This is a genomic window from Pseudarthrobacter sp. GA104, from assembly GCF_009741265.1.
GTDB lineage: Bacteria > Actinomycetota > Actinomycetes > Actinomycetales > Micrococcaceae > Arthrobacter.
Genome location: NZ_WOWL01000001.1, coordinates 2,666,613 through 2,685,246, shown reverse-complemented (window position 1 = coordinate 2,685,246; position 18,634 = coordinate 2,666,613). Strand labels below are relative to the sequence as shown.

Here is an 18,634-nt window from a genome sequence, read left to right as displayed (position 1 = left end):
GAAGGTTTGCAAAAAGGAGGAATAGAGTGTCTGGTACGCCCCTTTTGAAGAGGAGAACCGCCATGGAACCGGCCGCCCCCGGCACGATCGTCACACTTAAGGACGTTGCTGCGGCCAGCGGCGTGAGCATCTCCACCGCTAGCCGCGCCCTGGATGAACGTATGACGTCGCGTTCCGCTTCAGCAGCCCACGTCAGGAAAATAGCCGAGGAGCTTGGCTATCGTCGCAACTCTTTTGCGTCCAACCTGCGCAGGGGTGAGACCCGGACCCTCGGAGTGCTGGTGCCGAGGCTCAGTGATACCGTCATGGCCCTCATGTTTGAGCAACTCGAGCGGGCAGCCTCGGACCGCGGGTACTTTGCCATGGTTGCTACCAGCGGCGATGATCCCGACGACGAACGCAGGGCTGCCGAAACACTCCTTGACCGCAATGTCGACGGGCTGATCCTTGCCACGGCCAGACTTGACGACGACCTGCCCCGGCATCTGCGTGAACGGGGCGTGGCGCATGCGCTGGTGCTGCGTACCGATGGGGTTAGCCCCTCGGCCCTCGGCGACGATGAGGTGGGCGGATACCTGGCGGTCAGGCACCTCATTGATCTCGGGCACCGTGACATAGCCGTTGTGACCGGGCCATCATTCACCTCCACCGGGATTGGCCGCCTCGCCGGCGCGCGCAAAGCCTTGGAAGGAGCCGGCCTTAAGGCGCGTGAAGATTGGCTGATGGCCGCTGGTTACGGCATCGAAAGCGGGGTTGCCGCCGCGGAATCATTGCTGGCCAGCGATACGGGGCAACGCCCGACTGCGGTGTTCGCTGCCAATGACAACCTGGCAATGGGGGTCATCGCGGCCGCCCACCGCCTGGGCATCACCGTGGGAGACGACCTTGCCCTGGTCGGCTACAACGACATACCACTCTCGTCCCGCCTCTCAATCCCGCTCTCTTCCGTGCGAGTGCCCCTGGATCAGATCGCAGGCAACGCGATAGACCTCATCGTGAACCCCGGAAAAGAACCCAGGATCCGGAAATCCATGCCAACACTCATACCCCGCCAATCGAGCGGCCCACCCCGACACTCCGCACCACCCGTTCCCCACGTCTCCTAGGGCGCCATCAGCGGCGCCATCTGGACCTTGTCGCCTCAGCGCGGGAGATTCGCTCAAGGCAATAACGGCGATCTTTCACCGACGCACGCCCGTCAGGCCGCCGCAGGAGCAGCCGTTACCAGATCACCAGGCACAGCAACCAAAGCCATACCCGCCTCCCCTGGGTAGCCACGACCCTACAACGGCCGCGGAACTGAGCCCGGTAACAACATCAGGACAGCCACCATGAGGCTGCGCAGCCAACCGCAGACCCGGTGAAAGCCGACACCCGGGACGGCTTATCCCGGGCACCGCCCGCCGCAGCCGTATCCTGCTGGTGGCGGCCGCAACCACAATCCTGGGCGCCCTCCCGCCGGGCAACACCATCTTCAGCCCGGCAGCCGCCACGGAACCGGAGCCTGCCATGACAGCTGTTCAGATCATCCCACTCGCCATCCTCGTGGTGATGTTTATCGTCGCCACGAAGTGGCCGCTGAACATCGGGGTGATGGGGCTGGTGGCGTCCTTCGGCGTCGGCTACTTCATGCTTGGAATGACAGATAGGGAGATCCTGGCGGAGTTCCCCGCCAGCATCGTCCTGACCATCATTGGGGTCACCTACTTCTTCAGCATGGCCCAGCGGAACGGCACGATCGACATCATTGTCCAGACGTGCGTGCGCCTCGTGAGGGGAAGGACCCTGCTGCTTCCCTGGGTGTTCTTTCTCATGGCCGCTGCACTGACGGCACTGGGAACCTTTTCCCCCGCCGCCGTCGCCCTGCTGGCCCCGGCCGCCATCGGCTTTGCCTACGAATCCCGCATCCATCCCGTGCTGATGGGCGCCTTCATCATCAATGGCGCCCATGCGGGGGGCTTTTCCCCGTTGTCCGTGGCCGGCGTCCTGGTGCACGGGATTGCAGCGGAAAACGGCTTTCCCATTTCCCAAGGCTCGCTTTTCGCCGCGAGCTTTGCCGTCAACCTCATCCTGTCAGTCCTGACCATCGTGCTGTTCGCCCTTACAGGCAGGCTTCGCGACAGTAAGGGTGGCCAGCACGCGGACGTTGATACGTCACCTTCCGGGCGCCCGCATGGCCAGCAGATCGTCACCCTGGCCTTGATCGTGGTGATGCTGGTGTGCACGCTGGGCTTCCGCATGCCCATCGGTTTTGTTGCCCTTTCCGCCGGCCTCCTCCTGGCACTGATCAACATCAAGGAACACCAGACCTTCATCGGCGGCATCTCGTGGTCCACTGTCCTGCTGGTGGCGGGCATGATCACCTATGTCTCCCTGCTCCAGCACGTGGGAGTGATTGATACCCTCGCCGGGCATGCCCTGGCATTGGGCGCGCCGCTGGTCATTGCCCTCGTCCTTTGTTATGTCATCGGCGTTGGCTCGGCCTTTGCCTCCTCAACAGCTTTGCTGACTGCGTTCATCCCGTTGGCGGGCCCGCTGCTGGCCACCAGTTCCCTGAGCGCCTCCGGCACGGTCGCCGCCCTGGCCATCGCCGCCACAGTGGTTGATGTGTCCCCCTTCTCCACGGACGGTGCGCTGATCGTTGCCAACGCACGGGAGGATGACCGGCAGCGCGTATACCGCCAACTGATGGCCTACGCCGGCGCGGTAGTGCTGGCCGGCCCGCTGCTGGCCTGGGCCTTGCTGGTACCGATGGGCATCGTGTGAGCGGTCCGGGCGCCTCGCAGAATGGCGGAACCCCCGCGCGAGTCTAGCTCCAGCGCGGGGGCTCCCTTGCTTCCGTGTTGGGGAACGTGGAAACAGACAGCAATCTATCCGGTGATAGCTTCCGCCAAAGTCCAATTCGGCAGATCACCGCGAATATTGATCGAACCTTGAGCAGAACCTGAGAGTGCCCTTGGATCGAACCGCCTCTGATGCCCTACGTCCAGTCCGACGAGAAATCCAGCGGCGGCCACCACCGCGTCCGCGTGTGGACAGCGAACCTGCGTCCGGTGACCTCGGTGGGGTTGATCCGAACCAGGTGCTCCTTGAGGCCTGGTTCCCAAGGTTCACGGTCCGGGTCCGCAAGCTCCAGGGGCAAGACGCCGTCTTCCACGGGCTCGGGAATGCCTTTGACCACCACGCTCCACACCTCGGTGCTGTACGCGTTCAGCCCGTCCGTCTCCAGCGCCACAGCGGCCCCTGCGAGCAAGGAGCGCAACTTGGTGCCAGGGGCAGTCCGAAAATAGAGTGCCTCCTCTGCCGCCACGATGTTCACCGGAAAAATCTCGGGGGCGGTCCCGTTGATGACCGCCAGCCTGCCGATGTACGAGGAGCGCAGGTACTTCCAGCACTCCGCTTCAGTGAGGACCTCGGTGTTCGATCCCGGCTGTGTCATGCCCATGGCCATGATCCTAGACTTGCCCGGCAGGCTGGCGCAGCTCCAGGTATTCCTTCAGCGCCATCCAGGTGGCCTGTTCCCGGCGGTTGCCCACGGCCCTCACCAGGGGTCCGAGAAGCCGCAGCGGGCCGTGCGGCTCCAGCCTCCAGACCCAGCGGAGCCTGCAGTGGTTTCCTTGCGGGGCGAAAGTCAGTCCGCCGGTGATGTCCAGGCCGGAAGTCCGGCTGTGCGATTTCAGCGAACGGGGACGGTTGAACCCCGTGCACTCGATGGTCACGCGGGTGCGGCGCCGCCCCTTCATGACGGCGGCGTACCGGGTCCCGAGCCCAACGGGCCCGGGCGTGAGCTTCTCCACCTGCACCATGCGTGGGTTGTAGAGGGGCTCGTTGGTTTCGTCCGCCACGAAATCGAAGACTGCCTCGATCGGGGCGGCGATCACTATTTCTCCGATGATCGGCTTCATCGTTCCCTCCAAGGCCGCCGTCCGCAGGACCCGCGGCACGGGCCCTGCGAACAGCTTTGACTCAACCTGGCAGGAGCGGAAGTGCCGAAGGTCCCTCAGCCCTGGGGGGCCAGCTGCCTGCTTTCAGCAAGCCTGATCCAGGTGTCCACCACGGTGTCCGGGTTGAGGGAGACGGATTCGATGCCCTGGTCAACCAGCCACTCCGCCAGGTCGGGGTGGTCGCTGGGGCCCTGGCCACAGATACCGACGTACTTACCGCGCTCCCTGCAAGCCCGAATTGCCATTGCCAACAGCTTCTTCACGGCAGGATCGCGCTCATCGAAGCCCCCGGCCACCACCGCCGAATCCCGGTCAAGGCCCAAGGTCAGCTGGGTCATGTCGTTGGAGCCGATGGAGAAACCGTCGAAGTAGTCCAGGAACTCGTCCGCCAGCAGCGCGTTGGACGGCAGTTCGCACATCATGATGACCTCGAGGCCATTTTCGCCGCGCCGCAGCCCGTTCTCCGCGAGGAGGTCGATAACGCCGCGGGCCTCGTCCAGGGTCCGCACGAAGGGGATCATGAGCTTGACGTTGGTCAGGCCCATCTCGTTGCGGACGAAGGACAGCGCCTCGCACTCGAGGTCGAAGCAGTCCCGGAACGAGGGATCGAGGTAGCGTGAGGCGCCGCGGAAACCGAGCATCGGGTTTTCTTCGTGCGGTTCGTAGGCGGGCCCGCCGATGAGGTTGGCATACTCGTTGGACTTGAAATCGGACATGCGCACGATGACCGGCTCAGGCGCGAAGGCGGCGGCGATGGTGGCCACACCCTCGGCCAGGCGCTTGATGTAGTAGTCGCGCGGGCTGTCATAGGCGGCGATCCGTTCCCGGATTTCATCAGCCACGTCCGGCGCCTGGTCCTCAAGGTTCAGCAAGGCTTTGGGGTGGATGCCGATCTGGCGGTTGATGATGAACTCGAGGCGGGCAAGGCCCACGCCGTGGTTGGGCAGCTGGGCAAAGGTAAACGCCTGTTCCGGCGTTCCCACGTTCATCATCACTTTCACCGGCGCCTCGGGCAGTTGGGTGATCCCGGTTTCCTCGACCGTGAAGTCCAGCAGCCCCTTGTAGATGACCCCGGTCTCGCCGTCGGCGCAGGAAACAGTGACCTCGACGCCGTCGGACAGCGCATCAGTTGCGTGGCCGGTTCCCACCACCGCGGGGATCCCCAGCTCGCGGGCGATGATGGCGGCATGGCAGGTCCGGCCGCCGCGGTTTGTGACGATGGCGGAGGCGCGCTTCATGATCGGTTCCCAGTCGGGATCGGTCATGTCCGCGACGAGGACGTCGCCCGTCTGGAATGCCGCCATCTGGTCGAGTGCGGTGAGGATGCGGACGCTGCCGGCGCCGATGCGCTGGCCAATGGCACGGCCTTCCGCCAGGACCGGGCCGGTTTCGTTGAGGCGGAAGCGGGTCTGGCTGCCGGGGGCACGGCGGGACTGCACGGTTTCCGGGCGTGCCTGCAGGATGTACAGGCCGCCGTCAATGCCGTCCTTGCCCCACTCAATGTCCATGGGCCGGCCGTAGTGCTTCTCGATGGCGACGGCGTGCCGGGCGAGCTGCTCGACGTCGTCGTCGCTGAGGCTGAAGCGCGAGCGCAGGGAAGCCTCCACCGGCACGAAGTCGATGGTGCGGCCCACTTCCTGGCTGTTCGTGTAGGTCATCTGGAGGGCTTTCTCGCCCAGGCCGCGCTTGAGGATGGCGGGGCGGCCCGCCGCCAGGGCCGGCTTGTACACGTAGAACTCGTCCGGGTTCACGGCACCCTGGACGACGGCTTCGCCCAGGCCGTAGGATGAGGTGACAAAAACGGCGTCCTGGAAGCCTGATTCGGTGTCCATGGTGAACATGACACCGGAGGACCCGACGTCGGAGCGCACCATCCGCTGGACGCCGGCCGAAAGTGCCACGTCGGCGTGCTCGAACTTGTGGTGGACGCGGTAGGCGATGGCCCGGTCGTTGTACAGGGACGCGAAGACGTCCTTGATGGCCTGCAGGATGTTCTCGATGCCGCGGACGTTCAGGAAGGTTTCCTGCTGCCCGGCGAAGGAGGCGTCGGGCAGATCTTCGGCGGTCGCACTGGACCGCACCGCCCAGGAGAGGTCCGCGGAGCCGCCGTGCTTCTCGACCAGCTGCTGGTAGGAGTTCCGGATCTGTTCTTCGAAGTCCGGGAGGAAAGGCGTCCCGCGCACCAGGGACCGGATCTCCTGGCCTGCTGCGGCCAAGGCCGTCACATCATCAGTATCCAGGCCCACCAGCCGGTCGGCGATCTTCTGGTCCAGGCCGGAGTCTGCCAGGAAGCGGCGGTAGGCGTCAGCGGTGGTGGCGAAACCGTCCGGCACCTGTACGCCGGCGGAGGTCAGGTTCTGCACCATTTCGCCGAGGGAGGCATTCTTGCCGCCCACCCGGTCCAGGTCCTTGAGCCCGAGTTCGGAGAACCACAGGATGTCTGTTGTCATAGTTGCTGCTCCTTTGCAGAGGGTCGCGCACCTACCCGCATCCGCGCACGGCGGACGCGCGTAGGTGCGCACAGTTCCTGTCCACAGTGTCAGGTCTCCAAAAGTCCTGCCACATGACGTGCGCCACACTGGACTTGTGAAACTTTTCCCTAATGCTTGAGGTTCATCTTCTGGAGGATGGTCGCCGCCATTTCCTCAACGGACACGCTGGCCGAATTCAGGTACGGAATCCCGTAGGACTCGTACAGGCGCTCCGCGCTGCGCAGCTCGAACCCGCACTGGCGCAGGGAAGCGTAGGGGGAGCCGCGCCGCCGTTCGGTGCGGACCTGGCTGAGCCGCAGCGGATTCGTGGTCAGGCCGAAACACTTCGAAACAAAGGGCCTCAGCGGTTTCGGCAGTCCTTCCCGCTCAAAGTCCTCGTCCACCAAGGGAAAGTTGGCGGCGAAGATCCCGTGCTGCAGGGCCAGGTACATGGTGGTGGGGGTCTTGCCGCACCGGGAGGGGGCCACCAGGATGACCTGTGCCTTCTCCAATGCGCGCAGGCTCTGGCCGTCGTCGTGCTCCATGGCGTACTCCACCGCGGCCATCCTTGACTGGTATCGGGCAGCGTTCCCCAGCCCGTGCGCCCTGCCCGGTTCCCCGCTGGCCGGCGTGCCGAGCCCCTGTTCCAGGACTCCAATATGGGTCCCGATGAGGTCCACGACGATGCCCTGGCAGGTGCCAAGGATCTGCCGTATTTCGCCGTTGACCGCCGTGGAAAAGACAATGGGCTGCAGGCCCTTGGCAGCGAGGCCGTCGATGGTCTCGACGACGGAACGCGCCTGCCCCGCGTTGGTGATGAACGGGATTGTTACACGGTCGAAATTGTTCACGGGAAACTGCGTCAGCAGGGTATTGCCGAGCGTTTCCGCAGTGATGCCGGTGCTGTCCGAGAGGAAGTAGACGGGACGGAGATCGCCGCTGCTCATGGTGCTTTTCGGACTTCCACGGCGGCGGGAAGTATGAGCCGCGGGTCATGGCGGTAGAACGTCATGGGATGCCTTTCGTTCAGCGACGGCGGGGAACGGGTCCGGGCGGTGATGACATCGAGTTTACGGGGGCGGTGGCCCCCCTCGGCTCCGCGGGCGGTTACGTGCCCTGCCCCGGCGGGCGGATGATCCGGCGCCGGGTGGCAGCCGCGATGGCCGCCGTCCGGTTGTCCACGCCGAGTTTCCCGTAGATGTGGACCAGGTGCGTCTTGACCGTCGCCTCCGAAATGAACACCTGTTTGGCAATAGCGCGGTTGGAAAGCCCGGTGGCCAACAGCTCCAGCAGCTGGACTTCTCGCGGGGTGAGGGAGGTGGCCGGGTTGGTGATCCGCTTCATGAGCAGGGCCGCCGCCCGCGGTGCAAGGACGGTTTCCCCCGCTGCGGCCGCGAACACGGCCTGCCGGATCTGTTCCGGCGGCGCGTCCTTGAGCATGTAACCGCTGGCCCCTGCCTCCACGGCGGCCAGGATGTCCGCGTCCGTGTCGTAGGTGGTGAGGATCAGGACGGGCGGCGGCACCGCCAGCCTCCGGATTTCGGCGGTGGCCGCTACCCCGTCCATGCCGGCCCCCATCTGCAGGTCCATGAGGACAAGGTCCACTCCTTCGCCCAGGACCGTGAGCCGCGCCAGTTCCTTCAGCGCAGCCGTGCCGTCGGCCGCTTCCGCAGCGACGGAGATGCCCTCAAACTCTGTGAGCATGGCCCTCAGGCCGGCCCGGACCACCGGATGGTCATCGACCAGCAGAACCCGCACGCTACTCATCGGCGCCTCCCACGGAGGTGTCATCGAGCGGCAGCCGGATGGCCACCACCGCCCCTTCCCCCGGCGCCGCCTCCAGTTCCAGCGACCCGTGGAGTGAATTAACCCGTTGCTGCAGCGAGCGCAGGCCGAAGCCGCTGCCGTCCGCACCGCCGTCGTGCGCTGCACGGACAGCAAGGGACGGGTCAAAGCCGATGCCGTCGTCGTAAATGTCCATGGTCACCTCAGTGCCCAGGAAGGTGAGGGTGACGACGGCGGTGCTGGCGCGGGCGTGGTCGCGGACGTTGGCGAGGCTGGCCTGGGCGGCACGGAGCAGGGTGACCCGGTACGGCTGCGGCAGTTCGACGGGGTCGCCGTCCACTTCCAGCCGGCAGCGGAGAGGCATCCCGCGGGCGGCGGCACCCGATTCAGTGTTCTCGCAAAGCCGGCGCAGGGCCTCCACCAGTGTTGTTTCGTGCAGTTGCGGCGAGGACAGGCCGCGGACAAAGCTGCGCGCTTCGGCCAGGTTGTCGGCAGCCGTCTGCTGCATGAGGGCCACCCGGGATGCGGCAGTGCCCCGGTCCCCGTCAGCCAGCGACTTTTCCGCCGCGCGGGCAAGCAGGACGATGCTGGAAAGGCCCTGCGCCAGCGTGTCATGGATCTCCCGGGCCAGCCGCTCCCGCTCCGCCAGCACCCCGGCCTCGTGCTGGGATGCTGCCAGTTCCTGCCGGGTCCGGCGCAGCTCGTCCGCGGCCCGCCGCTGGTTCTCGGCTTCACGGTAGAGGGCGACGTAGGCAAGGCCGGTGATGACGGCGAAGACGGCGCCAAACAGCGGCCCGACGACGGCTGCCACGTGCGGAACCGGCTCACCGCTGGCGGACCACTGGGAGGCAATGACCGCCGCTGTCATCAGCGCAATGGTCAGCAGCGCGGCGGGCCGGGGCAGCAGGTGGACGTGCAGGAAAAACAGCGGGAAAGCCAGCCAGGCGAACTCGGCGCTTCCCATCAGCAGGAGGGCCCACAGTGCCGTCACCGCGGCCAGCCACTGGATGCCGTGACGCCGGGGGTCGAAGGTGGTCCGGCCTGCGGCAAAGCGGTGTTCCAGGACAGTCCCGGTGAGGTAAACGCCGGCCAGGAGAAGGGCAACTCCGGCCCACAGAAGCGGGAAGGATCCCGCGGATCCCGGTGCAAGCAGCCGGACCACGCCCACCACCAGCAAGGTTGCGAACCCGGTGTGCAGCGCCACCCTCAGCACCCGCAGGATCGCTTCGGATGACGCCGATTCGACGGCGCTCAGCGGGTCCCGCGGCACACCCTCCCCGGGTGCGCTGACAGGGGGCAGTGGCGGCGCGGCGGGCATTTCACCAGCTTATGCCGGGCTGGCCGGCGACGCGTCAATCAAAAGGTTGACGCCCGGTTCCACCATTCCTCCTCCGCGGCTCAACTGGCTGCACGATTGCCCGGGAGCCGCCGCGCGGGACAGTGGATTGGGACCTCCTTCCAGAGATCCCTCCCTGCAACTCCCTACCGAGAGAAGAACAACGTGTTCCTCGCACTCCGCGACATCCGTTTCGCCAAGGGCCGGTTCGCCATGATGGGCGGCGTGGTGGCCCTGATCACCCTGCTGCTGGTCATGCTGTCCGGCCTGACTGCCGGGCTGGCCGAGCAGTCCACTTCCGCGATTGGCAAGCTGGGTGCTGCTGCCGGTTCGCCGGTGGACACGGTGGTGTTCGGCGCACCCGGTTCCAGTGTTCCCACGGCCTCCTACACCGACAGCTCAGTCACCGCCGCCCAGGTGGACACCTGGAAGCACCAGCCGGGTGTTGGCTCCGCCGAACCGCTGGGCATCACCCAAACCCGCGCCCAGGGTGCTGCCGCCGGCTCGGGCACGGCCAATGTGGCCGTCTTTGGTGTCGCTCCCGGAAGCGGGCTGGCGCCGTCCGACGTGTCAGCCGGCACTGCGGTGGTGGGCGCTTCGGTGGCGGAGGCGCTGTCCCTCGGGCAGGGCGACGCGCTGGACATCGGCGGCGTGGAACTTTCCGTCAGCGCCGTTGTTGAGGACCAGTGGTACGCCCACACGAGTGTGGTGTGGACGGCGCTTCCAGCGTGGACCGCGCTGGCACACGTGTCCGACGGCGGGCAGCTGGCCACCGTCGTCGCCGTCACCCATGCGGACGGCGCCGCCCCCGATGAAGCCGCAGCCAACGCCGCGGCCAACACAGTGAGCGCCTCACGGACCGGCTCGTTCCAGGCGCTGGGCTCGTTCAAGAGCGAGAACGGCTCCCTGACCCTGATGCAGGCTTTCCTGTACGGCATCTCGTCCCTGGTGATCGTGGCGTTCCTGACGGTATGGACCATCCAGCGGACCCGGGACATTGCCGTCCTGAAGGCCATGGGCGCCCCCGGCTCCTACATCCTTCGGGACGCCATCACCCAGGCCGCACTTGTCCTGGTGGCGGGGGCGGGCGCCGGCGGGATCCTTGGTGTGGCCGCCGGGCTCCTTGCCGCCCAGGCTGCCCCGTTCCTGCTCACGGCAGCCACCACGCTGGTGCCCGTCGTCGGAATTATTGCCCTGGGACTCGCCGGCGCGGCCCTCGCGGTGCGGCGCGTCACCACCATCGATCCCCTGCTCGCCCTCGGCGGGAACTAGAAAGGACAAACCATGAACACCATGCAGTTTCCTGCCTCCGGGCCCGCTCCCCTGAGCCTGGCCGACGTCACCCTCGAATACCCGGACGGGGGCGGAACAACAACGGCCCTGGACCGGGTCAGCCTCACCGTACAGGCGGGGCAGCTGGTCTCCCTGGTGGGGCCGTCGGGGTCCGGCAAATCAAGCCTGCTGGCCACCGCCGCCACCCTGGTCCGGCCCACCCGGGGACAGGTGACCATCGACGGCACCGATACCGCCGGGCTCAGGGACAGGGACCTTACCGCCCTGCGGCGCGGCAAGGTGGGCATCATCTTCCAGCAGCCCAACCTGCTCCCCTCCCTGACGGCCGCCGAACAGCTCATCATCAGCGACCATTTGCGGGGAAAGCCCGCCAAAGCGGCCGGCAGGAAAGCCGCCGAACTCCTGGACGTCGTCGGACTGTCCGCGAGCGCCGGCAAACTGCCGCACCAGCTTTCCGGCGGCCAGCGCCAGCGGGTGAACATCGCCCGGGCACTGATGGGGAACCCGAAAGTCCTGCTGGTGGACGAGCCGACGGCAGCCCTGGACCACGAACGCAGCACATCGATCATCCGGCTCCTGCGCGAGGTCACCTCGGAATTCAACGTGGCCACGGTGATGGTCACCCACGACACCGAATTCGTGCCGCTGACCGACGTTGTGGCCACCATGCGGGACGGCGTCCTCACGGCCCCGGTCCTGACGGGCGCCTGAGAACATGCAGGGGCGCGCACCCCGGCAGCCGCGTCCCGCCGTCGCCCTATTCTCCGAGGTGGTGGATCGTGAAGGCGGCGAGGAACCCCAGGGAGGCTGTTAATCCGGTGAGGTTGTGATGCTCCTCGAAGGCCTCCGGGATCATGGTGTCCGCCAGCATGGCCAGGATGCCGCCGGCGGCCACCGCGGTAATGAACGCCACCACTGCGCCGGGAGCGTTTTCCAGCGCGACGTAGCCAATAAGCGAGGCCACCCCGCACAGTACGGCGATGCCGCCCCACAGTCCGAAGACATAGCGGGCACTGCGGCCGGCCTTCTTCATGCCGGCACTTCCGGAGAGGCCCTCGGGGACGTTGGAGATGAAGACGGCGGCCATCATGGCCGGGCTGACGGCTCCGCCTGCCAGCATGCCCACGCCCAGGACCACGGATTCCGGGACGCCGTCCAGGAGGGCACCGAAGGCAATGGCAGTGCCGCTGCCGGGATTTTCCGCCTCGGACGGCTGCTGGTTCCCGGAGCGTTTCCGGTGTTTGGCCCCGGCCCGGGACAGCGTCATGTTGGCCGCGACATACACCACGGAGCCTGCCAGGAAGCCGGCCACCGTGGGCCACAGCCCGCCGCCCTGCACGGCCTCGTCCACCAGTTCGAAGGCCAGGGCCGAGATGAGCACGCCTGCCCCGAAGGACATGACGGAGGAGACCAGCTTGGGCGGCAGGTTCCAGCGCCAGGACAACGCCGCCCCCAGGACCAGCGCCCCTCCGGCGGCCGTGCCCCATAACAAAGCCTGCAACCACAGCGGCATGTGCACCACTTCCCGCTCCCCCCGCGGGAGCCATCCGACCCAGTGAAGCCGGTTCCGGGTCCGGAAGCCGTGCTCGCTGAGACAGCCAGAGTAGTGGAACCGGGCGCGGCACCAAGAATTGATGGGATCTTGAGTTAAACCTTGCTGGCCGTTGACGTTTGGGGTCCACGCTGGAGCCATAGCATCAACCAGCTTGTGGGGAGAGCAGGAAGCCATGGGAGACCAAACAGCTTTTGACGGCGACGTCATTGCCGTAGGAGGCGTCCTCACGGATCAGCATCCGGTGGACTTCCGCACACTGGGGCTTGCCGGCTGCATTGACCGGCTCACCGGCCCCCTCCGCCAGCACGGGACCGCGGTCCGCTGGGATACTCCGCACTGGGGCATCGAGATTCCGGCGGACTGCGCGTCCCTCCTCTACCAGTCGGCCCGCGAGGCCCTGAGCAACGCCTATAAATACTCGGACGCGTCCCGCCTGACCGTCCAGCTCGCCGCCGTGGACCACGGGATCCGCCTGGTGGTGTCCGACGACGGCACGGGCTTTGACAGCGAGCTCGCCACCTGCGGGCGGCACCACGGCTACGGACTGCGGCTCATGGCGGTGGCCGTGCACGAAGCGGGCGGCTCGTTGGATATCCGCTCCAGTCCGGGGCACGGCACCAGCGTCACGGTGACGCTGCCGCTCGATTAAAGACTCGGATGCCCGCCGTACTGGGACAGCGGGCATCCGTAATCATTGGCGCGTCACTGGCTCGGGGCCGCCTACCTGGTGAGCTTCTCCTCATCCAGTTCAAGGTCGCCGATGTGGCCGGGCGCGTTCGCGGCCAGGACGCGGGCAACGAAGGCGCTGTACTCCTCCATGTAGTGGCGCAGGAACTTGGCGGTCCCCTCGTCCTTGACCTCGCCGCCCTCACCGAACACGGCAGCGCTGTAGTGGATGTAGGCTTCCGGGGCGTTCAGCTGCGGGGCGTCCAGGAAGCTGAGGACGCTGCGGAACGAGGACTGCATCACCGCAGTGCCGATGCTGCCCACGGACGCTCCAATGATGCCGGTGGGCTTGCGGGCGAATGAGTTGGTCCCCCAGGGCCGGGATCCCCAGTCGATGGCGTTCTTGAGGGCCCCGGGGATGGAACGGTTGTATTCGGGGGACACAAAAAGGATTCCGTCCGAGGCTTCGATGGCCTCCTTGAGGGCGCGGCCTTCGGGCGGAAAGTCGGCGTCGTAGTCATAGCTGTACAGGGGTAGGTCCCTGATGGGAATCTCGGTGAACTCCAGCTCCTCCGGAGCCAGTTTGATCAAAGCCTGGGAGAGGACCCGGTTGATGGAGCCGGTGGCGAGGCTCCCCACGAAGTATCCGATTTTGAACGGTGCCATGAGTGTTCCTTCCAAGGGCCGGTCAGCGCCGGCCGTCCATGTTTTTTTGGGAAAGGTGCCGCCGCGGCTGGACGGCGCGTGATGCCCACTGCCCCACCAGTCCAGCACAGAAGTCCGGGAGCTTCCAGAGCGGCAAGCACGCCCTTTCGACTGGTGGGTGCCCCTTGCGGTCCGCCGGCTCCGGAGCTATTTTTGAAACGAATCAGAAAACGGTTTCCCACGGCATCATCACACGACGAATTGGATGACATGACGGACAGCACCCCCATCAGATGGCTCGACGGCGAGGCGCCTGCACAGCTCAGCGGCGGAACCACCTGGGGAATGCCGTTTGCCCGCGGCTCCGTCCCCGCCGCAGCGGCCCTTTCGGTCATGGACGCCAGTGGGGACGCGGTCGCCGCCCAGTCCTGGCCCCTGGCCACCTGGCCGGACGGTTCCCTCAAGTGGGCGGGCCTCGCGCTTCCCGCCACGGACTCGCCGTCGGCGGCTTACCTCGTAAGGTCCGACGGCGGCGCGTCACCCCGCGAAGGCAACCTCCCGCCGTCGGACGTCACCAACGTCGCTAGCGGCACCAACGTCACCGTCACGGAAACCGCTGACTCCCTCACTGTGGACACCGGCACTCTCCGGATGGTGCTCAACCGCAGCGGCTCCACCCTGTTCAGCAGCCTCACCCGCAACGGCGCCGACGTGGCACGGGACGCCCGCCTGGCCAGCCTCGTGCAGGACGCCCTATCCGAGGGTGCCGGCACCTTCAGCCGGGAAGCCTTCACCGGCGAGGTCACCGAGGTCACGCTTGAACAAAGCGGACCCGTCCGCGCCGTGGTGCGGCTGGAGGGGCACCACCGGCCTGACGCGCCCGGAAGCAGCCGCCGGGAGTGGCTCCCGTTCGTGGTCCGGTTCTACTTCCATGCCAACGCCCGCAGCGTCCGGATGGTCCACTCCTTTATCTGGGACGGCGACGCGGAGCGGGATTTCCTCGCCGGGCTTGGCGTCCGGTTCAGCGTGCCGCTGGAGTCCGGACTCCATGACCGCCACGTCCGGATGGCAGGGGCCGACGGCGGCTTCCTCACCGAAGGGGTCCGCGGCCTGACCGGCCTGCGGCGGGACCCCGGCGAGGACGTCCGCCGGGCGCAGGTGGAGGGCAGGCCCACCCCGCCGCCCGCGGCATGGAACCCGGAGGTGTCGGACCGGCTGCATTTGATCCCGGCGTGGAACGACTTTACGCTCAGCCAGCTCAGCGCCGACGGCTTCGAGCTGCGCAAGCGCACTGCGACCGGCCACGCCTGGGTGGGCATCTCCGGCGGAACAAGGTCGGCCGGTTTCTGCTCGCTGAGCGACTCCCGGGGCGGTTTCGGTGTGGGCATCAAGGACTTCTGGCAGTCGCACCCCGGCCAGCTGGACATCCGGGACGCCACCACTGATGAAGCCACGCTGACCGCGTGGCTGTACTCCCCCGAGGCCCGGCCGATGGACCTGCGCTTTTACCACGACGGCCTCGGCCAGGACACGTTCGAGGAACAGCTCGAGGGGCTCGAAATCACATACGAGGACTACGAGCCGGGATTCGGCAATCCCACGGGAATTGCCCGCACGCATGAGTTGACCCTGTTTGCGTACGAGGGCACGCCGTCAACGGACAGCCTGGCGGCCGATGCCCTGGCCGCCTCCACCCCGGCCCTGCTCCAGGCCACTCCGGAGCACTTGCACTCCGCGGGCGTCTTCGGCGACTGGGCTCCGGTGGACCGCAGCACTCCTGCCCGCGCGGAGCTTGAGGCCCAGCTGGACTTCCTCTTCGATTTCTACGCCGGCCAGGTGGAGCAGCGCCGCTGGTACGGGTTCTGGAACTACGGCGATGTGATGCACACCTACGACTTTGACCGGCACGTATGGCGGTATGACGTGGGCGGCTACGCGTGGGACAACTCCGAGCTCTCCCCCGACCTCTGGCTCTGGTACTCCTACCTGCGCTCCGGCCGGGCGGACATCTTCCGGTTCGCCGAGGCCATGACCCGGCACACCGGGGAGGTGGACGTCTACCACCTGGGGCCCTGGCGCGGCCTCGGCTCCCGGCACAACGTCCAGCACTGGGGCTGCAGCGCCAAGCAGCTCCGCATCAGCACGCCTGCCTACCGCCGTTTCTACTACTACCTGACCGCGGACGAACGCACCGGGGACCTGCTCACCGAACTGGTGGACAGCGACCGGAACTTCCTGGGCCTGGATCCCGTGCGCAAAGTCCGGCCCGACGCCGACAGCTACCGGCCGGACCGCGGCGCCCTGGGGGTGGGGCTCGGCACGGACTGGGGCTCGCTCGCCGCCACGTGGCTTACGGACTGGGAACGCACGGGCAACCCCCGTTCCCGGGACCGCCTCTTGGGCACCATGGCGGACATCGGCGCCCTCAAGTACGGCTTCCTCACCGGCGAGGCGCTGTATGACCTGGACAGGGGCCGGTTCGACACCGGCCGCGAGCTGATCCAGGTCTCCCACCTCAGTGCCGTGTTCGGCCTGGTGGAGATCTGCAGCGAACTGGTGGACCTGGTCCCCGATCCGGACTTCGAGCGGGCGTGGCTGCAGTACTGCCGGCTCTTCCTGGCCACGAAGGAGGAACAGGTGGAAGCCGTGGGCCAGCCGCTTGAGGGCATCTACCTTACCCAGGCGCACAGTCGGCTGACCGCCTATGCTGCAGCCCGGCTGGACGACCCCGAACTCGCTGCGCGGGCCTGGGCGAGCTTTGCCGAAGGAGGCGAACACCTCAACCATGGGTCGGCGTTCACGCTTCGGAAGATCGAGCCGCCGCACGTGCTTGTGCCCGTGGACGAGGCACCCACAGTCTCCACCAACGACGCCTCCCAGTTCGGCCTGGCGGTGATCCAGAACCTTTCGCTGATCGGCAGGCACCTCCCCGGCTGACCCCCGCCCCCACGCACAACCGCCCCACCACCCATCCCAACTAGGTAGCGCCAAGTGTCGTTTTGAAGCTCCAAAACGACACTTGGCGCTACCTAGTTGGGGGTCTGGGAGGGGTGGTGGGGAGCCTGCAGGCGGAGCAGACTTATAGCTACTGATGACCTCAGTTACTTCATGGAATTCGGTTCAGTCGAAGGAGACGTGATGAGCACGAAAGTGGAGAAACGGATTGTGGTCGATGTACCGGTCAGCACCGCCTACAACCAGTGGACCCAGTTCGAGGAGTTTCCCCGCTTCATGGGTGGCGTGGACAGCGTGACCCGCCTCGGCAATGACCGACTCAAGTGGGTGGCCCACATCGGCGGGGTACGGCGGCACTGGGAAGCCAAGATCCTTGAGCAACTTCCCGGCCGGCGGGTGGCCTGGGCCGCGACTGAAGGCGTCACCAACTCCGGCGCCGTCGATTTCAGGGACGCCGGCAATAACCGGACCGAGCTCACGCTGACCCTGGAGTACAAGCCGGCCGGGGTAGTGGAAAGGGTGGGCAGCCTGCTGCATGTGGTGGGCCGCCAGGCGGAACACGACCTGAAGGATTTCAAGGAATACATCGAACACCGGGGCCGTGCCGCCCAGACCGGAACCACGGCGCCGGCCGGAACGACCGCGCCGGCCGATGCCAAGGCGGCGGCCGAGCAGCCGCCCTACAACCGCTTCGCCCACCCGTTCGACCAGACCGGCGGCCTGGTGGACCTCGAGGGCGAGTCGGATGAGACGGCCGAGGGTGAAAGCCACAGTTCCGCTGAACGCCGGGCCCGCCGCAGCGGGGGTAATCTCCCGCCGATCGATGGGAGCATGGGCCAGCACTGAACCCGTCCCTTCCCAACTAAGTAGCTCTAAGTGTCGTTTTGGAGCCTCAAAACGACACTTAGCGCTACCTAGTTGGGGGAGGTGCTCTGGAAACCGGGCCACCCAAAAGGTATGTTGGTAAGCATGCTGATGATTTTTACCGACTTGTCAGCTTCCGGTGACACAGCGAAGGAGACGTTATGAGCACGAAGGTGGAAAAACGCATTCTGGTGAACGTACCGGTAAGCACTGCTTACAACCAGTGGACCCAGTTCGAGGAGTTCCCGCACTTCATGGGCGGCGTCAAGAGCGTGAAGCAGCTCAGTGACGACCGGCTCGAGTGGGTGGCCGAGATCGCCGGCATCCGCCGGCAGTGGGAAGCCAGGATCCTGGAGCAGGTCCCGGACCGCAAGGTGGCCTGGGCAGCTACCGACGGTGCCACGAACGCCGGGGCAGTCGAGTTCGAGGACGTCGGCGGCGGCCAGACCTCCCTGCAGCTGACGCTCGAATATGAGCCCGAAGGAATCATCGAAAAGGTGGGCGACAAGCTCAACGTTGTGGACCGCCAGGCCGAGGCGGACCTCAAGCGGTTCAAGGAATTCATCGAGGATGAGGGCTACGCCAGCGGAGCCTGGCGCGGCCGCGTGAGCTCCGGGGCGCCAGTCGGCACGCCCGGCGTGGAAGACGCCGCGGGATCCCTGGGCGATTCCGGCAAGGCCGGAGTGTCCGGCAAGGTGGCCGCGGGCGTGGGCGTCGCAGCGGCAGCGGGCGCAGCAGCCGCAATGGCCGGTTCAAAGAAGGACACGGCCGAGGACGCGGACGTAACGGTCACCCCGGTGGACTCCGGGGAGCCTGTCACGGTCACGCCGATTCCAACGGACACAACAACCACGGAGGCGCCAACCGCCGCCGGCACGGTTTCGGGCACGACGGCGGCCGCAGGCTCCACCGGTTCGGTCGCCGACCTGGGCGATGACAGGATCGGCCACGCCTTCGACCAGACCAACGGCCTCGTGGACACCACCGGGGAGTCGGACGAGACGGTTGAGGGCGAGAACCTGAGCGCGGGCGAACGGCGCGGGGATGAGCGCCGGCCCGACGGCGGCCTGCCGCCCGTTGGCGGCAACCTCGGCCAGCACTAACCGGGTGTAGCCGCAGC

General features: G+C 66.6%; 16 protein-coding genes. 8 read left to right on the top strand and 8 right to left on the bottom strand.

Annotated elements, in window-relative coordinates; genetic code table 11:
* Positions 1 to 62: 62 nt before the first annotated feature.
* Together GK109_RS12245 and GK109_RS12240 are read left to right on the top strand one after the other, a co-directional pair.
* Positions 63 to 1,106 (top strand): LacI family DNA-binding transcriptional regulator, encoded by a 1,044-nt coding sequence (locus tag GK109_RS12245; protein ID WP_157240745.1) that lies wholly within the window; start codon positions 63 to 65, stop codon positions 1,104 to 1,106.
* A gap of 403 nt (positions 1,107 to 1,509) precedes the next feature.
* Complete coding sequence (locus tag GK109_RS12240; RefSeq protein ID WP_231755048.1) at positions 1,510 to 2,766, top strand: SLC13 family permease; 1,257 nt, start codon at positions 1,510 to 1,512, stop codon at positions 2,764 to 2,766.
* Between the two features lie 214 nt (positions 2,767 to 2,980).
* Here the strand turns inward: GK109_RS12240 and GK109_RS12235 are convergent, their stop codons facing one another.
* The 6 genes from GK109_RS12235 to GK109_RS12210 form a co-directional block, all read right to left on the bottom strand.
* Positions 2,981 to 3,445: a pyridoxamine 5'-phosphate oxidase family protein gene (locus GK109_RS12235; RefSeq protein ID WP_157240741.1), complete on the bottom strand. Its 465-nt coding sequence runs from the start codon at positions 3,443 to 3,445 to the stop codon at positions 2,981 to 2,983.
* Positions 3,446 to 3,455: 10 nt separating this feature from the next.
* Positions 3,456 to 3,905: an SRPBCC family protein gene (locus tag GK109_RS12230; protein WP_157240739.1), complete on the bottom strand. Its 450-nt coding sequence runs from the start codon at positions 3,903 to 3,905 to the stop codon at positions 3,456 to 3,458.
* A 95-nt stretch (positions 3,906 to 4,000) separates the two neighbouring features.
* Entirely contained in the window at positions 4,001 to 6,394 is a 2,394-nt protein-coding gene (gene ppsA / locus GK109_RS12225; RefSeq protein WP_157240737.1) for a phosphoenolpyruvate synthase, read from the bottom strand.
* Between the two features lie 149 nt (positions 6,395 to 6,543).
* Complete coding sequence (locus GK109_RS12220; protein ID WP_157240735.1) at positions 6,544 to 7,362, bottom strand: pyruvate, water dikinase regulatory protein; 819 nt, start codon at positions 7,360 to 7,362, stop codon at positions 6,544 to 6,546.
* Positions 7,363 to 7,522: 160 nt separating this feature from the next.
* Entirely contained in the window at positions 7,523 to 8,182 is a 660-nt protein-coding gene (locus GK109_RS12215) for a response regulator transcription factor (RefSeq protein ID WP_157240733.1), read from the bottom strand.
* Positions 8,175 to 9,518: a sensor histidine kinase gene (locus GK109_RS12210; RefSeq protein WP_157240731.1), complete on the bottom strand. Its 1,344-nt coding sequence runs from the start codon at positions 9,516 to 9,518 to the stop codon at positions 8,175 to 8,177. The genes GK109_RS12215 and GK109_RS12210 overlap by 8 nt, the downstream gene beginning before the upstream one ends.
* A gap of 183 nt (positions 9,519 to 9,701) precedes the next feature.
* Between GK109_RS12210 and GK109_RS12205 the strand changes: the two genes are divergently transcribed.
* On the top strand, positions 9,702 to 10,808 hold the full coding sequence (locus tag GK109_RS12205; protein WP_370460565.1) for an FtsX-like permease family protein: 1,107 nt from the start codon (positions 9,702 to 9,704) through the stop codon (positions 10,806 to 10,808).
* A gap of 12 nt (positions 10,809 to 10,820) precedes the next feature.
* Positions 10,821 to 11,540, top strand: coding sequence for an ABC transporter ATP-binding protein (locus GK109_RS12200; protein WP_231754852.1), 720 nt, complete (start codon positions 10,821 to 10,823; stop codon positions 11,538 to 11,540).
* Positions 11,541 to 11,586: 46 nt separating this feature from the next.
* Here the strand turns inward: GK109_RS12200 and GK109_RS12195 are convergent, their stop codons facing one another.
* A complete protein-coding gene (locus GK109_RS12195) occupies positions 11,587 to 12,342 on the bottom strand; it encodes a ZIP family metal transporter (protein ID WP_157240729.1) in 756 nt (251 codons plus the stop codon).
* Between the two features lie 214 nt (positions 12,343 to 12,556).
* On the opposite strand from GK109_RS12195, the gene GK109_RS12190 reads away from it, so the two are divergent.
* A complete protein-coding gene (locus GK109_RS12190) occupies positions 12,557 to 13,033 on the top strand; it encodes a sensor histidine kinase (protein ID WP_157240727.1) in 477 nt (158 codons plus the stop codon).
* A 71-nt stretch (positions 13,034 to 13,104) separates the two neighbouring features.
* On the opposite strand, the gene GK109_RS12185 is transcribed toward GK109_RS12190, so the two are convergent.
* Positions 13,105 to 13,716 (bottom strand): NADPH-dependent FMN reductase, encoded by a 612-nt coding sequence (locus GK109_RS12185; RefSeq protein WP_157240725.1) that lies wholly within the window; start codon positions 13,714 to 13,716, stop codon positions 13,105 to 13,107.
* Between the two features lie 249 nt (positions 13,717 to 13,965).
* On the opposite strand from GK109_RS12185, the gene GK109_RS12180 reads away from it, so the two are divergent.
* From GK109_RS12180 to GK109_RS12170, 3 genes are all read left to right on the top strand, one after another.
* On the top strand, positions 13,966 to 16,632 hold the full coding sequence (locus tag GK109_RS12180; RefSeq protein WP_157240723.1) for a Tat pathway signal sequence domain protein: 2,667 nt from the start codon (positions 13,966 to 13,968) through the stop codon (positions 16,630 to 16,632).
* A gap of 201 nt (positions 16,633 to 16,833) precedes the next feature.
* Positions 16,834 to 17,496: an SRPBCC family protein gene (locus GK109_RS12175; RefSeq protein WP_157240722.1), complete on the top strand. Its 663-nt coding sequence runs from the start codon at positions 16,834 to 16,836 to the stop codon at positions 17,494 to 17,496.
* Positions 17,497 to 17,675: 179 nt separating this feature from the next.
* Positions 17,676 to 18,617 (top strand): SRPBCC family protein, encoded by a 942-nt coding sequence (locus GK109_RS12170; protein WP_157240720.1) that lies wholly within the window; start codon positions 17,676 to 17,678, stop codon positions 18,615 to 18,617.
* The last annotated feature ends 17 nt before the right edge of the window (positions 18,618 to 18,634 follow it).

Excerpts from the sequence above, each read along its gene's own strand:
- GK109_RS12245 (WP_157240745.1), top strand. The coding sequence starts at position 63 with ATGGAACCGGCCGCCCCCGGCACGATCGTCACACTTAAGGACGTTGCT.
- GK109_RS12240 (WP_231755048.1), top strand. The coding sequence starts at position 1,510 with ATGACAGCTGTTCAGATCATCCCACTCGCCATCCTCGTGGTGATGTTT.
- GK109_RS12235 (WP_157240741.1), bottom strand. The coding sequence starts at position 3,445 with ATGGGCATGACACAGCCGGGATCGAACACCGAGGTCCTCACTGAAGCG.
- GK109_RS12230 (WP_157240739.1), bottom strand. The coding sequence starts at position 3,905 with ATGAAGCCGATCATCGGAGAAATAGTGATCGCCGCCCCGATCGAGGCA.
- ppsA (WP_157240737.1), bottom strand. The coding sequence starts at position 6,394 with ATGACAACAGACATCCTGTGGTTCTCCGAACTCGGGCTCAAGGACCTG.
- GK109_RS12220 (WP_157240735.1), bottom strand. The coding sequence starts at position 7,362 with ATGAGCAGCGGCGATCTCCGTCCCGTCTACTTCCTCTCGGACAGCACC.
- GK109_RS12215 (WP_157240733.1), bottom strand. The coding sequence starts at position 8,182 with ATGAGTAGCGTGCGGGTTCTGCTGGTCGATGACCATCCGGTGGTCCGG.
- GK109_RS12210 (WP_157240731.1), bottom strand. The coding sequence starts at position 9,518 with ATGCCCGCCGCGCCGCCACTGCCCCCTGTCAGCGCACCCGGGGAGGGT.
- GK109_RS12200 (WP_231754852.1), top strand. The coding sequence starts at position 10,821 with ATGAACACCATGCAGTTTCCTGCCTCCGGGCCCGCTCCCCTGAGCCTG.
- GK109_RS12195 (WP_157240729.1), bottom strand. The coding sequence starts at position 12,342 with ATGCCGCTGTGGTTGCAGGCTTTGTTATGGGGCACGGCCGCCGGAGGG.
- GK109_RS12190 (WP_157240727.1), top strand. The coding sequence starts at position 12,557 with ATGGGAGACCAAACAGCTTTTGACGGCGACGTCATTGCCGTAGGAGGC.
- GK109_RS12185 (WP_157240725.1), bottom strand. The coding sequence starts at position 13,716 with ATGGCACCGTTCAAAATCGGATACTTCGTGGGGAGCCTCGCCACCGGC.
- GK109_RS12180 (WP_157240723.1), top strand. The coding sequence starts at position 13,966 with ATGACGGACAGCACCCCCATCAGATGGCTCGACGGCGAGGCGCCTGCA.
- GK109_RS12175 (WP_157240722.1), top strand. The coding sequence starts at position 16,834 with ATGAGCACGAAAGTGGAGAAACGGATTGTGGTCGATGTACCGGTCAGC.
- GK109_RS12170 (WP_157240720.1), top strand. The coding sequence starts at position 17,676 with ATGAGCACGAAGGTGGAAAAACGCATTCTGGTGAACGTACCGGTAAGC.